Source organism: Rothia sp. HMSC071B01 (assembly GCF_001808945.1).
In the GTDB taxonomy this organism is placed as follows: Bacteria; Actinomycetota; Actinomycetes; order Actinomycetales; family Micrococcaceae; genus Rothia.
The window spans coordinates 222,244-237,807 of sequence record NZ_KV795070.1; the positions used below are offsets into that span (position 1 = coordinate 222,244).

Below are 15,564 nucleotides of genomic sequence, written 5' to 3' on the forward strand. Positions count from 1 at the left end.
AAGACTGGTTTTAAAACTTCGTCAAAAAACCCTGAACATTGTCTTTAAGACGCAATAACCCAAAGTCGGTGAGGTGCAGGGGAGTGCGCCTCCTCGACTTTGGGCTAGTGCGTATGAAATTGATGAAACGGGGCTAGTTTAGACCTCGCCGGAATTAGACTTTGCCGGATTTAGACCTTAGTGGAGCCTCGGCCCGAGGACGAAGAACCGCTAGAACCGGCAGAGCTGGAACCTCCGGAACCAGAAGAGGCGGAAGAGCCCTTGCCGCCATTCAGACGCTCGTTCAGATAATCGTTGCCGATTCGCCACCACTTACCCTCGGTGTAGAGCATCACGTGCGGAATGGCTACCTGGGTAATTGCCGGTATCTTGCGTTCGGTGCCGTCCGGCTGATGGATGGCGGTGGCAGAATACTTGGCGTCCATCATGATTTCTACGTAGCCGTCACCGTTCTTCAGGGCGGTTCGAGGCTCCGTATTCCGCATGGAAATGCTGCACGTGAAGTCCATGTACCAGCCGTTCTGCTCATACAGTTCCTTGACTGCTTTAACCTCGTCGATGGCGCTCTTGTCTGCCGGGTAGGTCAGCTCAATCGCCTGATCTGCATAGTGGCCATCCTTGAGTGCGGTGATCTGAGCACTGTAGTAGGCACGCAACGTCTCGTAGGCGCCCTGGAAGGTCGGTTCCTCACGGTGCGGAACGGTCTTGAGGGGCTTAGGTACGTTCTTCGCAGGGGAAGAATCCGTTGCGGGCTGGTACTCGCCCATGTATTCGCCGGTCAGTTTCAGGGGACCGGGGTACTTTTCCCAACCCTCAACGAGTGCATCCTTAGATACGGGTACGCGTGCCGCGCTGGACGAGCTGCTCTTAGCGCTTGCTGAAGCGCTCGCAGAGGACGTAGCGGTAGCAGACTGTGAAGCAGCTGGTGAACTAGATGCAGAAGCGGTCGCGCTCGCGGACGGGGTGGGGGAGCCTACCTTAGCTTTTGCTTCTTCGCTCAGCGGGCGAATATCGGAGGCGCAACCGGCCATGAGGGAAACCGCGCCACCGAGCAGTAGGGCGCGGCGGCTCATAAGGCGGGAAGTAGCGGAACGGGTGCTCGAAGAGGGCGAGAGCATCGGTGAACTCCTTGATTTATCGTGATCTAGTCCGAGGGCGGGCTCGGGGCACCCGGCGGCGGGCGCGTGGTTGTATGGCGTGTTGGGTGAGGTCGTGAAAGGGTGAAAACTGCGGGCGAATGCCGCGGTTTCAGTCCACATCCGGAAGTAACCTCGGGTGTACCTCACGCCGTGGGCGAGGGGTACTGGTGAACTCATCGTTGAGACAGCTGTTCTGAGACTGCTGTGGTCGCGCCCCGGTGAGAGGGTAGATGTTATCGAATCATCATTGATGTGTTACACGATTCATTTTAGACTATTTTGAGCTCAAAATGCACGAAAAAGCACCTTAGTAATCCCTGAGAGCCTATGGGGCATTCAAGATATCAATCACTGTAAAGTATTACGGCTGCCCCCTGCTGGTGAGGAGTTATGTGATGGAGGCGACTACTTGGCGAGGGGGTTGCGCGCATGTCGAGCTAAGTGATTTCGGTCATATTTATGACTTGAAAAATAAAAGAGCTGCGCCTCAGTATTTCCAAAAGGCGGGGGAGAGGAGGGTGTTTAGTTTAATCTTCTGACCGTAAGGAGGTCTTCAATAGTCCAGAAGAAATACCCGATTCAATAAGGGGAAACCCGCTCGGCAATCCCCAAATATGCACTCTATTCACCCGCTATGCATTGCTGAACCATCCGGAAAAACCGGTTCCCACACGGAATACTGAGGGGATGAAAACGTGCAGAGGTGAATATCTAGTGGAATTACATCGGTGTTCACCCCATATCTTGTGGTTGCACTGACTGCAATCCCATGGGCTCCCTCGAAAAAATCGAAACCCACTTAAAGCAACACGCAAGGAATGTAAAAACATACATCCTTAAACACGCCCGAGTGCGGGGTGGGGCAAGACCCCTTAAGCCCCCTACTCGCTCTAGATATCGCCGAACGAAGAACCATTCTGTTTTGCGCCTCCAGTATCGGTGCATTAGAAAAGTGCTGTTCAAACCCACACCCCGCGGGGTTGCATACAGACACAAAAGCCACATAAACTATTAGTGTTTGCAACGACCCGGCCATCACCGGCGAGCAATTCGGAAGAACGGACCGCACCTGCGGACACCCGCCAATCGCTGCGGCGAGGGTGTCTTAGCGGAAGAGATGTAGTCCCAGTAGAACCGGACGGTTAAGCCCGATATAGCTGTAATAAGCGACTGATACCCGCCCAACGCGCCGCTCTTCCGGTGGCTAGGTATCGCGGACATACACCGCGGCACCCCGTAGCCCCGGGAGGGTTCGGTGCGTTGAGCTGTTAAATCAGTAAGCAAGGTGGTACCGCGCCGCATCCTGCCCCCGGCACAGCCCGGATCAGTCAGTGATGCCCAGGCGTCCTTGCACCCGTCATGTCAATCCTCACCCGCTGAAACGGCGCGGACGACGAGTGCTACGTACCCTGTCGCCCCAGCCTCTCAGCGTTGAGAACAACAGATAAGGGCGCACCCAATGTCTAACGTATACCCCAAGGCGAGTGCCTTCGAAGCCGCAGGAAGCGGCGTCACCGCATCGCCTAAGTTCCCCGCGCTGGAAGAAGCAGTCCTCGACTACTGGAAGAAGGACAACACCTTCTCTGCATCCGTCGAGAACCGCCCCGCAGGCGAAAACGGCGAAAACGAATTCGTCTTCTACGACGGCCCTCCCTTCGCTAACGGCCTACCCCACTACGGTCACCTGCTCACCGGTTACGCCAAGGACCTCGTCGCGCGCTACCAGACCCAGCGCGGCCACAAGGTAGAACGCCGCTTCGGCTGGGACACCCACGGCCTGCCCGCAGAACTCGAGGCAATGAAGCAGCTCGGCATGACCGACAAGCGCGAAATCCTCGAAATGGGCATCGACAACTTCAACGACGCTGCCCGCGCATCCGTGCTCAAGTACACCAACGAGTGGGAAAAGTACGTCACCCGCCAGGCACGCTGGGTCGACTTCGAAAACGACTACAAGACCCTGAACGTCGAGTACATGGAGTCCGTCATCTGGGCGTTCAAGCGCCTCTACGACAAGGGCCTGACCTACCAGGGCTTCCGCGTGCTGCCCTACTGCTGGAAGGACGAGACCCCCCTCTCCAACCACGAGCTGCGCATGGACGACGACGTGTACAAGGACCGCCAGGACCAGACCGTCACCGTCGCATTCCGCCTCACCGCAGACACCTCCCTCGGTGCTGACGAGAAGGTCGCCGCAGAACTCGACGGCGTCGAAGCACTCGCATGGACCACCACCCCCTGGACCCTGCCCACCAACCAGGCGCTCGCCGTCGGACCCGAGATCGAATACTCCGTCGTACCCGGCGCGGGCAAGTTCGAGGGCCGCTCCTTCCTGATCGCCTCCGAGCTGCTCGGCTCCTACGCCAAGGATCTCGGCTACGAAGGCGACCAGCCCGAAAAGGACGCAGACGCAGCCGTCACCGCACGCTACACCGGCTCCCAGCTCGAGCACGTGCGCTACACCCCGCTCTGGGACTACTTCGCAGACGCCGAAAAGTGGGGCACCGAAACCTCCTGGCAGATCCTCGTCGCTGACTACGTCACCACCGGTGACGGTACCGGCATCGTCCACCAGGCACCCGCCTACGGTGAAGACGACCAGAAGGTCTGTGAAGGCTACGGCATCCCCGTGATCCTCTCCCTCGACGAAGGTGCAAAGTTCCTGAACCTCTTCGCTGAGCCTACCGCCTCCGGCTCCACCGCCTTGGCTGAAATCGCGGGCGTGCAGGCATTCGACGCGAACCGCACCATCATCAACGCCCTCAAGGCAGACGATGTGCTGATCCGCGAGAAGTCCTACGTGCACTCCTACCCGCACTGCTGGCGCTGCCGCACCCCGCTCATCTACCGCGCAATCACCTCCTGGTACGTGAAGGTCACCGACTTCAAGGACCGCATGTACGAGCTGAACAAGCAGATCAACTGGATCCCGGAAAACGTGAAGTACGGCCAGTTCGGCAAGTGGGTTGAGAACGCACGCGACTGGTCCATCTCCCGTAACCGCTTCTGGGGCTCCCCGATTCCCGTGTGGGTTTCGGACGACCCGAACTACCCGCGCATGGACGTGTACGGCTCCCTCGAAGAGCTCAAGGCAGACTTCGGCCGACTGCCCCTGAACAAGGATGGCGAACCCGACCTGCACCGCCCGTACATTGACGAGCTGACCCGCCCGAACCCGGACGACCCGACCGGTAAGTCCACCATGCGCCGCGTGGAAGACGTGCTCGACGTCTGGTTCGACTCCGGCTCCATGCCCTACGCACAGGTGCACTACCCCTTCGAGAACCAGGAATGGTTCGAGAACCACTACCCGGCAGACTTCATCGTCGAGTACATCGGTCAGACCCGCGGCTGGTTCTACGTGCTGCACGTACTGGCGACCGCGCTCTTCGACCGCCCCGCGTTCAAGAACGTCATCAGCCACGGTATTGTGCTCGGCTCGGACGGTCAGAAGATGTCCAAGTCCCTGCGTAACTACCCGGACGTCTCCGAGGTCCTCGACCGCGACGGCTCCGACGCGATGCGCTGGTTCCTGATGTCCTCCCCGATCCTGCGCGGCGGCAACCTGATCGTGACCGAGCAGGGCATCCGCGAGGGTGTTCGCCAGGTCATGCTGCCGTTGTGGAACGTCTACCACTTCTTCGCCCTGTACGCTAACGCCGCCAACAACGGCGAAGGCTACAGCGCAAAGCTCAAGTACGACTCGCAGCATGTGATGGACCGCTTCATCCTCGGCAAGACCCGCGAACTCATCGAGCAGGTCACTGCAGCGATGGACTCCTACGACATCTGGAACGCCTGCGAATCCCTGCGCCAGTACGCCGACGCACTGACCAACTGGTACGTGCGCCGCTCCCGCGAGCGCTTCTTCAACGAAGACACCGACGCATTCGACACCCTCTACACCGCACTGGTGACCGTGTCGAAGGTCGCCGCGTCCCTGCTGCCGCTCAGCAGCGAGGAAATCTACCGCGGCCTCACCGGTGAACGCTCTGTGCACCTGGCTGACTGGCCCGAGGCATCTGCTTTCGCTGACGAGTCTGACCTGCTGGCTCTCATGCAGACCGTGCGTGAGGTCTGCTCCGCAGGTTCGGCACTGCGCAAGGAAAAGAAGATCCGCGTGCGCCAGCCGCTGCAGAAGATGACCGTGGCAATCGCACCCGAGCAGTTCGCTGCCCTGGGTACCGCTTTCGGTGAGAAGGGCGCGGAGTACTTCGCGAACATCGTCGAGGACGAGTTGAACCTGCGCCAGGTGGAGCTGGTCAGCGCCGACACCGTCGACCCCGCCGACTACGGCATCTCCCAGCAGCTGAAGGTCAACGCACGTGCGGCAGGTCCGCGCCTGGGCAAGCAGGTGCAGGTTGCTATTAAGGCATCCAAGTCCGGTGACTGGGCCGTGACCGAGGACGGTACCGTCCTGGTCGGCGTGGCAGCTCTGGACGGCGGCCTGGCCCTGGAAGAGGGCGAATACGAGCTGGCAACCGTGGTTGCCGCTGACGCTGAGGGTGCTGAGCACACTGCGGCTGCGGTTCTGCCCGGTGGCTTCCTTGTCCTCAACATTGAGCTGACCGACGAGCTGGTTGCCGAGGGTATCGCCCGCGATACCATCCGCGCTATTCAGCAGGCACGTAAGGACGCCGACCTGAACGTTGCGGACCGCATCAACCTGAGCATCGCGGCACCGGAGGAAACTCTGGCAGCTCTGCGCACCAACGAAGCACTGGTGACCGGTGAAACCCTCGCCGTGTCCCTGCAGCTGAGCGAAGCAGCCGAGCTGAGCATTAGCGTAGCCAAGGCATAAAACGCCTGAACCGTACGGCCGTCCCGCCCCCTTCACGGGCGGGGCGGCCCGTCGTCTATCCCGCCGCACGGTTATCCCGCCGCACGGTGGGCCCCTGCCGGCACCGGCCGGCTATCCCAGTGAGGAGAACAATGAGCGAGAAGAATTACCCCGCAATTCCCGACCCCGAGGGCGTGGAGCGGGTCTACGGTGAACTGCTGGCGCGAGCACCCGAAAACAAGATGGCGCCGCGCCTGGACGCTGTGGCGCGCGCCGTCGAAATCCTTGGCGACGTGCACCGTGCCGCGCCGGTCATCCACATCACCGGCACGAACGGCAAGACCAGCACCGCCCGCATGATTGAGGCGCTGCTGCTCGGCCACGACCTGCGCGTGGGCCGTTTTACCAGCCCGCACCTCGAAAGCGTCACCGAGCGTATCTGCATTAACGGCGCGCCCGTACCGGACGCCACCTTCGTGCGCATTTGGGAGGAAATCGCCCCCTACCTGCAGATTGTGGACGCGGAGATGACCTCCCGCGGCGAGCCCACCCTGACCTTCTTCGAGTCCGTTACCGTGCTCGCCTTCGCGATTTTCGCGGACGAGCCGGTGGACGTGGTGGTGCTCGAGGTCGGTATCGGCGGCACCTGGGACTCCACGAACGTTGCCGACGGCGTGGTTTCCGTGGTCACCCCAATCGGTCTGGACCACACCGACATGCTCGGTGAAACCCTCGCCGAGATTGCGACCGAAAAGTCCGGCATTATCAAGCCCGGCGGCTTCTTGATTTCTGCGGCACAGGACCCGGAAGCGGCGGATGTGCTGCTCGCCTCCGCCCGCGAGAAGGAAGCATCCTTCGCCTTTGAGGGCGTGGAGTTCGGCGTGGTCTCCCGTGAGCTTGCGGTCGGCGGTCAGCTGCTGACCCTGCGCGGCCTGGCGGGGGAGTACCCGGATGTGCCGCTGTCCCTGCACGGTGCGCATCAGGCGCAGAACGCCGTGGTGGCTCTTGCCGCCGTGGAGGCGTTCTTCGGCGGTCAGCGTCAGCTGCCCGAGGACGTGGTGCGTACCGCGTTTGAGACGGTGCGTTCGCCGGGTCGTCTGGAGGTTGTACGCACCGAGCCGCTGACCATCCTGGACGCGGGCCACAACCCGCACGGTGTGCGTGCTTCCGCGGCTGCGCTGACTGAGGCGTTCAAGCTTTCGCACCTGCATTCCGTGGTCGGTATTTTGGGTGAGAAGGATGCTCTGGGCATGTTTGAGACCATGCGCGAAGAGTACGTTGACGCTTCGGACGGTACCTTCCGCCTGTACTTGGTGGCGTCGGATTCGCCGCGTGCGATTGCGCCGGAGCGTCTGCACGAGCTCGCCCTGGACGCTGGTCTGGACGAAGACTCGATTGAGGTGTTCGAGCACCTGGACGAGGCGATTGCCACCGCCATGGAGAACGCCCTCTTCGAGCAGGAGTCGGCGGGCGTGCTGATTACCGGTTCGATTACGGTCATCGGTGAGGCGCGTACCCTGCTGGCTGCGCATGAGCAGGCGAAGACCCCCGGCGCTGAGGCTGAGGAGCTGCCGGATGAGCTGGGCGCCGAGGGTGCTTATGCGGGTTCTGCGGGTGCGGCGTCGGCTTCGACTCTGGCTGCCGCTGCGGCTGCGGCTGCCTCTGCTGAGCCGGATGAGCTGCTGGACGGCATCATGGCTGAGCTGGGTGGCGAGTCTGCGGCGGGTTCTTCGCTGGAGGATTCGCTGGGTCTGCCGCTGGGTGACTCGTACACCGATGATTTCTTCGGTGACGATGATTCCGAAGACGAATAAAGCCCACTGAGGTTATTGATGAGAAGGCGGGGTGCCGCCCCCTAGTTGGTTTTACCGGCTGGGGGAGCGGCGCCCCGTTTTTTGTGCCCCGCCTTTTCGCGCCTCTGCCCTCGTGCTCCCACTCGAACGCATGATTTCTCACGTGTTCCCATGGGCTCTCACCTAACCCCAATCGCCCGAGTGCAACCGGTATCTTCCGCCTCCACCCACCCATAAATCGAAAATAACGAAAAATTGTGGGCACCGGGGGCGCAAAACCGGGCACGCCTTGGCGTCACGGTGCTATATTCGCTGAGGCGCCGGCCCCAACGCCTGAGGCCGCACCAACACACCCGCACACATACGCATACCAGCGACGGTATGCCACATAGTGAAAGGCACCCATCATGCCCGCACCCTTCACCGATTTGATTGGCACCGATTCGTTCACCGAGTCCCTACGCCAGGAGAACCTCGACACCTGGCTTGCCGCCACGAATCACCGCTTTGTTGCTGAGCTTTTTGACGGCTCGATTGCCCCGCAGGTCATGGCGGGGTACCTGGTGCAGGACTACCGCTTCCTCGATACCTTCCTCGCCCTGATTGGTGGCGCGATTGCTAACGCTGATACTCTCGCGGGTCGCCTGCGCTTGGCGCAGTTTGCCGGCGAGATTGCGGGCGATGAGAACACTTACTTCCTGCGTTGTTTTGAGACTCTGGGCGTGACCGAGCATCAGCGTGAATCCATGCCCGATACGGAGGCGACCACCGGCTTCAAGCGCCTCTTCCTCGACGCTGCGGCAAGCGGCAGCTACGCGGCGATTCTGTCGGTGCTGATGGTTTGCGAGGGCCTGTACCTGGATTGGGCGTCTAAGGCTCCCGCCAAGCGCCCCGATTCTTTTGTGCACCACGAGTGGATTACCCTGCACGACTACCCGGAGTTCCGTGAGCTGGTTGATTTCCTGCGCCGTGAACTGGACCGTGTGGGCCCGTCGGATGCGCAGGCTGCCCGCGAGTTCTTTAGCCGCGCGGTGGAGCTGGAGCAGCAGTTCTTTGACGAGTCGTACACCCACCCGCTGCCCTAACGCACTGCCCTCACGTGCCGTCTGTGCGCTCCACGGTAGTTGCCGTGGGAGCCGCCGCGCGTCGATGAGGCGAATGCCATAGAAAACATGCGCACCATGCCCCGGAAGGTCCCGCCCGCCGCTACGTTGCGGGCTCCTTCCGGGGCTTTTGTGTTTAAGGTACGTCACAAAAATGCGCCTATTTGCATGATTTGAGGCGTCATATAGTAAATGTAGAAGCTAATGGCGTGCTATTGAGCAATGTGAGAGGCTAGGATAAATGGGGTACTGCTTCCGGGGTGCTGGCTATGCCGCGCCGGTGAGTACCACCGTAAAACACTATCTAAAGGAGTCGTATGAGTACCGCCGCATCGAGTACTACCGAGCCCGTCCACGCTGAGGCTGAGAACGAAGCGCAGCACGGGCACGCGGGAACCCCGGGCAGCTACTCAGACCGACAGCTCGGATTCTGGCTGGTTGGCGCCGGCCTGATCGCACTCATTTCTTCAGCGATTCTGGTGTACGAGCGCCTGCAGATTTACATTGATGCCGGCCACTCCACGGTCTGCGATATCAACGCCCTGCTCAGCTGCGGCACGGTGATGCGCACCCCGCAGGCGGAGGCGTTCGGCTTCCCGAACCCGTTCATTGGCCTGGTGGGCTTCTCGATTGTGGTGACTATCGGCGCCGCGATGATGGCGGGTGCACGCTTCAAGAAGTGGTTCTGGGTGTGCATGAACATTGGTTTGGCTGCGGCAACCGCATTCATTATGTGGCTGTGGTACCAGACGACCTTCCAGATTAACGCGCTGTGCCTGTTCTGCATGATCGTGTGGGTTATGACCATCACGCTTTTTGTGAAGACTACGGTCCGCAATATTTCGGCGGGTGTTATTCCGGCGTCGCAGTCGATGCGTGAGAGCGCTCGCGGCTGGTCGTGGTTTGCGATTAGCCTGTGGCTGATCCTGATTTTCGGCATTATTGTGATCCGCTTCTTTGAGGTCATTGTGAATATGATGCGCTAAGCATTTGAGGGCTGATGCCCCGAACATGCAACGCCCCGGTGCCTGTTGGTGCCGGGGCGTTGCTGTATCTGCGGGCGGGTGAGGTTGCGCCGGGCTGAGGCGCCGGGCTGAGGCGCCGGGTAGTGGGGGGGGGTGCCGGTGACTTTGCCGGTGGCGGTCAGCGGGGAGGCGGCGCGGGTGCGTATAATGGTCAGGTATATTCTTGAGCGGCGTCAGCCGCAGCCGTCCGCGGGGTTTGCCCGCGGCGTTGACTGCCTGCCGTTCTGCTGGACACTAGATTCTTGATACCCCTTCGAGGAGAACCGTGAAGACTGCCGGAATTGCCGCAATGGGCGCTGCTGCTGTTATTTTTCTGACTGCCCTGCTGTTGCTGACTGCCGGTCACTTCTCGCTGCTGTGGGTGATTCTGCTGGTGGTTTCTCCGTTTGTTTTCATTCTGGGCGTTCCGTTTGCGACCGGTTCCGGTCCGGAGTACCTGCCGACCGACCCGAAGCTTGCTCAGCAGGCTCGTGAGGCGCGCGATGCGGAACTGGGTCTGGACTAGCCCCTCCTCTGAAAGTTTTTTGAAGCCGGGTGATGCGTAGTGGCACGCCCGGCTTTGCTGTACCCGCTAGACGACTGCCGCAATGTGCCCCGCTGCAATGTGTCCCGCGTATCCTGCCGGGAGGTGGAGCCCAGATAGGATGGGCGGGGTGGCTTAGAGGTACCCTCTACCGGGTATAATGGAACACGGTGTCTTGTGCGCCCCGCACGCGCATAAAGATCCCCACCAACGCATCGAGGGAGAGTACCCGAAGAGCGCCGGCTATAAGCCGCGGAGCATAACTGTCGCACCGCGCGGGCCCCGCCTCGGCGAAGAAACCCGAAGACCGGCAGGGCACCCAGGAAGGGTGTGAGCGTGCCGTGCTCGAGAGCGAGGTGGCTGTGACCGTCGCGGCGCGCTCTGCGTTCCGCCCGCTCGCCCCCTACGGCAGAAGCACTGAACGAGATAGTGCCCGCGATGAACGCGCACCGTAGGGTGAGGCTTGAGCCGCGGTGACAGCAACTAGGCTTTGCGCTGTATGCGCGCTGTTAAAATCCTTGCGGTGCGGAGCAGGGTGTAACGAAAGAAGATTAATGTCTGACGAGAAGAACGTCGAACTTGGGGTTTTTGAGGCGCTGAATGCCCTCGCGGAGGAGAAGAACGCCTCTGCAGAGACCCGTGAAACTCTGCGTAAGAATGTTCGTGAGAGCTCTGACGCCCAGCAGGGTACTGAGCGCCGCCGTCCGGGTCGCCCGAAGAAGGAGAAGGCTCCTGAGGTTCCCCTGGATGAGGCGATTGCTGCTGGCCTGACCAACCTGCGTAACGCTAAGGCTAAGCACGCGCCGGCACCGAAGGTTGCCGCTCCCGCTACGTCTGAGACCGAGGTCGCTTCTACCCTCGATAGCCTGTTTGAGGCTGCTGAGAAGAAGGCTGCTGAGCCTGCTGTCGTGGAGAACACCGCGAAGGTTGAGACCGTTGAGAAGACCGCTAAGGTGGAGGAAGTTGTTGCCCCCGCCGCTGAGTCTGTTGAGCCGGTTGCTGAGAAGAAGGCGGCTGAGCCCGCTGCCGAGTCTGCCGTTGAGGCGAAGGAAGAGACCGCCAAGGTTGAGGTCGTAACCTCCGCACCGGCTGAGAAGGCTGAAGCTCCCGCTGAAGAGCCTGCCGCAGAGCAGCCCGCCGAGGCTGCTGCAGCTGTTGAGGAATCCGCAACCGAAGAGGCTGCACTCAAGGCACCCGCAGTAGAAGAGTCTGCTGAGGAGCCTGAAGTAGCTCCCGAGCCGGTAAAGACCATTAGCGACCTGCAGCGCGAGAAGCTGCAGGAGCTGCGCTCGCGTACCCCGATGGGTGCGATGCCGCTGTTCATGGCGCCCGAGCCGGAGGAGCTGAGCGAGCTTGCTGTTGCCGCCAAGCTGGAGCGTGAAGCACGCCGCGCCGCTGCTGAGGAGCAGAAGCGTAAGGAGCGCATGGAGCGCCGCCGTGAGGAGGCTGCCGCTGAGGCTGAGGTGACGAGCCACCGTCGCCGTCGCCGTCGCCGCGGTACCGAAGATATTGAGATTGAGGGCGGCGTTGATGATGACGTTGAGACCGTCACCAAGGTGCGTGCACCGCGCCTGGCTGACTCTCACGCATCCAACACTGTGACCGGTGTGCGCGGTTCTACCCGCCTGGAGGCGAAGCGTGTGCGCCGCCGCGAGTCCCGCTCCCTGGGTCGCCGCCGCCACATCGTGACTGAGGCTGAGTTCCTGGCTCGCCGCGAGTCTGTGGACCGGCAGATGCTGGTTCGTCAGAAGGACGGCCGCATCCAGATTGGTGTGCTTGAGGACGGCGTGCTGGCTGAGCACTTCGTGTCTAAGACCCAGCAGGATTCGCTGATTGGCAACGTATACCTGGGTAAGGTTCAGAACGTCCTGCCGTCCATGGAAGCTGCGTTCGTTGACATTGGACGCGGCCGCAACGCTGTGCTGTACGCGGGCGAGGTCAACTGGGATGTCACCGGTCTGGACGGTGCGCCCCGCAAGATTGAGAACGCCCTGAAGCCCGGTGATTCGGTTCTGGTGCAGGTCACCAAGGACCCGATCGGTCACAAGGGTGCCCGCCTGACCAGCCAGGTTTCTCTGCCCGGCCGCTTCCTGGTGTATGTGCCGGGTGGTTCGATGACCGGTATTTCCCGTAAGCTGCCCGACACCGAGCGTGCTCGCCTGAAGAAGATTCTGAAGGACAAGCTGCCCGAGGGTGCTGGCGTGATTGTTCGTACCGCGGCGGAGGGTGCTTCTGAGGAGGAGCTGACCCACGACATTAACCGTCTGCGTGCGCAGTGGGAAGAGATTCAGGAGAAGGCTAAATCCCGCAAGGTGCTGGCTCCGGAGATGCTCTACCAGGAGCCCGACCTGATGATTAAGACCGTGCGTGACGTCTTCAACGAGGACTTCACCGCGATGATCGTTCAGGGCGAGAACGCGTGGGATTCCATCGAGGCGTACGTGACGTACGTGGCGCCGGACCTGGTCTCCCGCCTGCAGCAGTGGGACGGCGATGACGACCTCTTCGACCACTACCGCATCAACGAGCAGCTGGCGAAGGCACTGGACCGTAAGGTGTACCTGCCTTCGGGTGGTTCGCTGGTGATTGACCGTACCGAAGCCATGACCGTGGTGGATGTGAACACCGGTAAGTTCACCGGTAGCGGCGGCAACCTTGAAGAGACTGTCACCAAGAACAACCTGGAAGCTGCTGAGGAGATTGTCCGTCAGCTGCGTCTGCGCGATATCGGCGGCATTATCGTCATTGACTTCATTGACATGGTGCTTGAGTCGAACCGTGACCTGGTTCTGCGTCGCCTGATTGAGTGCCTGGGCCGTGACCGTACCAAGCATCAGGTGGCTGAGGTGACTTCGCTGGGTCTGGTTCAGATGACCCGTAAGCGCCTGGGTACCGGTCTGCTTGAGGTCTTCTCGGAGCCCTGTGAGCACTGCGCCGGTCGTGGCCTGGTGGTTCACGATCAGCCGCTGAGCGGTCGTAGCGGTGGCGCGTCGGATTACATTCACCGCCATGAGCGTAATGACCGTAAGCGTAGCCGTGCCGCTGCCCGCGAGGATTCTCGTGACCAGCAGAAGCAGGATGCTCTGGAGTCGAAGAAGGCTGAGCGCCGTAACGCTATGGCTGCGGTGGCTGCCGCATCCGCTCACAGTGAGGAAGCTTCGGAGGAGACTGCTTCGACCCGCAAGAAGCGTAAGCGTCGCAAGCGTTCGCGCCGCGCGGAGACCGCTGAGCTGTCGCTTGAGCAGGAAATTCAGGGTATTGCCGAGGCTGCCAGCGAGCAGGCCCACGCGGAGGTTGCTCAGCGTGAGGACAAGGTCGCTGAGGTCACCGAGGGCAACTGGATCGGTGAGCAGGGCGGTTTCTCCCTGGAACAGCTGGCAAGCGCGTTCGACCGCGTGGAGGAGGAGTCCGCTGAGGGTTCCTCGAAGGACTCTGCTGAGGAGCGTTCTGATCAGGAGCGTGCGGAGGAGCGTCGTTCGTCCAAGCGTGGCGAGAAGAAGTCTTCTCGTAACCGTAAGCGCCGCGAGCTGACCGATGCGGATATCGCCGCTGTGGAGGATTCCGGCGCGGGTGCGCTGGAGGATGAGCACCACGTTGACCCGGAGCTCGACCCGCGCTTTAGCCGCTCTTCGGATCGTTTTGAGGCGATTCGTGCTGGTGAGGCGAAGGCTCGTGCTTCTCAGAAGGCTGGCCGTCTTGCCCGCGCCGAGGGTGAGTCGTTCCGTTCGGGCCGCGAGGATCGTTCGGCGAAGCGCCAGAACGCTGAGCAGAAGGGCGCTGAGGCAACCTCCGCTGAGGTAAACTCGGGTGTGCAGAAGGCTCAGGAGTCCAAGCGTGTTGAGCGTGAGGACCTGCGCATTGAGGATGTTCGTGAGACCCCGCGTGCGTCCCGCCGCCGTGCTCGTCGCGCCGCTGATGAGAAGCGCGCCGAGAAGTCAGCTGAGCAGAGCGTGGCATCCGAGCAGGCACCCGCAAAGGCTGATAAGATTGAGAAGTCTGAGTCTCGCCCGGTTGTGACCGGCGTGATTGGTGCTCCGGCTGTGACCGGTGTGGTGGGCGCAGCTCCCGCAGCGGTTGAGGCTCCGGTTGAGGATCAGACGCCTGCGGCTCAGGTGCCCGGTTCGACCCCGCGTAAGCGTCGCACTCGCCGTGCGGCTTCGAGCGCCGGTGCCGGTGCTCAGGTCGTGACCGTGGACGCTTCCGAGCGTGCTGAGGGTTCCGTGGTTGCTTCCGCTTCTGTTGCGGATGTGGCTCCGGTGGCTGATGACGCTTCGGCCCCTGTCTTGTTCGGCATTGGCGTTGCCGCTGCCGACATTAAGCGTGAAGGTAAGGACGATTAGTCTTTAGCTTCCGATCATCGGAATTCCGATGGTGTGTGTATATGAGATAGCCTCGGTAGGGCGAGCCGGAACTTCCCTACCGAGGCTATTTTTTTCTGTGCGTGTGCTGCGTCATTTTAAAGGCGCTACTAAGAGTGCGGTGCAGTATTAGAGGAGCATCACGTGGTGTCTGCGGATAATCCGTAAATTTATCTATTGCGCGGCGCGTAGATCATGCCGTATCCTTAAGGACTGGTGTTTATCTCAGTGAAGCCCTATCGACGCAGGGCCAGCGGGAGACACCGCTCCCACCCGCATCGTCTTCGGCGTGGTCGAGTATTCGGCTGAGTCGAAACGTGCGGGAGAGAGACACCACCGGTGAGCCTCGCGTGTTGGCTTCGGCGGGCAATCCCGCCGGAACGCACGGGCCGTTCCTCCTTGTTCGCGGTCATTCGACTGGCGGGGGAGGGCGCACAGCAATGAAAGCGCAGGTTGCTCATTCGTGTGAGATCCAAGAAGCAAGTTGTCGAGAAAAGTGAGTCCCATAGTGGCATACGCGATTGTACGCGCTGGCGGCCGCCAGGAGAAGGTTTCCGTAGGCGACCTCGTTACCCTTGACCGTGTTGCAGGCGAGCCCGGCAGCACCATCGAGCTGCCCGTGCTGCTGCTCGTCGACGGTGACAAGGTCACCGCTGATGCAAAGTCCCTGGCTTCCGCCAAGGTTGTTGCTGAGAAGGTTGAGGACCTGCGCGGTCCGAAGATCGTTATTCAGAAGTACAAGAACAAGACCGGTTACAAGAAGCGTCAGGGCTTCCGCGCCGAGCTGACCACCGTCAAGATTACCGCTATCAACGCGTAATCGAAACGACCGGAATTCAAACC

General features: G+C 61.1%; 8 protein-coding genes. 7 read left to right on the forward strand and 1 reads right to left on the reverse strand.

What is annotated here, in order from left to right:
* Positions 1–170 precede the first annotated feature (170 nt).
* The gene (locus HMPREF2527_RS02535) at positions 171–1,118 is read right to left on the reverse strand and encodes a DUF6318 family protein (RefSeq protein WP_049362715.1); all 948 of its coding nucleotides are present in this window, start codon (positions 1,116–1,118) and stop codon (positions 171–173) included.
* A gap of 1,480 nt (positions 1,119–2,598) precedes the next feature.
* On the opposite strand from HMPREF2527_RS02535, the gene ileS reads away from it, so the two are divergent.
* The 7 genes from ileS (at position 2,599) to rplU (ending at position 15,541) form a co-directional block, all read left to right on the forward strand.
* The gene (ileS, locus tag HMPREF2527_RS02540; RefSeq protein WP_070506134.1) at positions 2,599–5,940 is read left to right on the forward strand and encodes an isoleucine--tRNA ligase; all 3,342 of its coding nucleotides are present in this window, start codon (positions 2,599–2,601) and stop codon (positions 5,938–5,940) included.
* A gap of 131 nt (positions 5,941–6,071) precedes the next feature.
* Positions 6,072–7,733: a bifunctional folylpolyglutamate synthase/dihydrofolate synthase gene (locus HMPREF2527_RS02545; RefSeq protein ID WP_044150372.1), complete on the forward strand. Its 1,662-nt coding sequence runs from the start codon at positions 6,072–6,074 to the stop codon at positions 7,731–7,733.
* A gap of 386 nt (positions 7,734–8,119) precedes the next feature.
* Positions 8,120–8,797, forward strand: a complete 678-nt coding sequence (locus HMPREF2527_RS02550; protein WP_070506136.1) for a TenA family protein — start codon at positions 8,120–8,122, stop codon at positions 8,795–8,797.
* Positions 8,798–9,132: 335 nt separating this feature from the next.
* Positions 9,133–9,801 carry a vitamin K epoxide reductase family protein gene (locus tag HMPREF2527_RS02555; protein ID WP_070506138.1) on the forward strand — a complete coding sequence of 223 codons (669 nt, stop codon included), beginning with the start codon at positions 9,133–9,135 and terminating at the stop codon, positions 9,799–9,801.
* A gap of 304 nt (positions 9,802–10,105) precedes the next feature.
* Positions 10,106–10,345: a hypothetical protein gene (locus tag HMPREF2527_RS02560; protein ID WP_005505761.1), complete on the forward strand. Its 240-nt coding sequence runs from the start codon at positions 10,106–10,108 to the stop codon at positions 10,343–10,345.
* A 572-nt stretch (positions 10,346–10,917) separates the two neighbouring features.
* A complete protein-coding gene (locus HMPREF2527_RS02565; protein WP_083294448.1) occupies positions 10,918–14,703 on the forward strand; it encodes an Rne/Rng family ribonuclease in 3,786 nt (1,261 codons plus the stop codon).
* Between the two features lie 526 nt (positions 14,704–15,229).
* Positions 15,230–15,541, forward strand: coding sequence for a 50S ribosomal protein L21 (rplU, locus tag HMPREF2527_RS02570; protein ID WP_005505764.1), 312 nt, complete (start codon positions 15,230–15,232; stop codon positions 15,539–15,541).
* Positions 15,542–15,564: the final 23 nt, after the last annotated feature.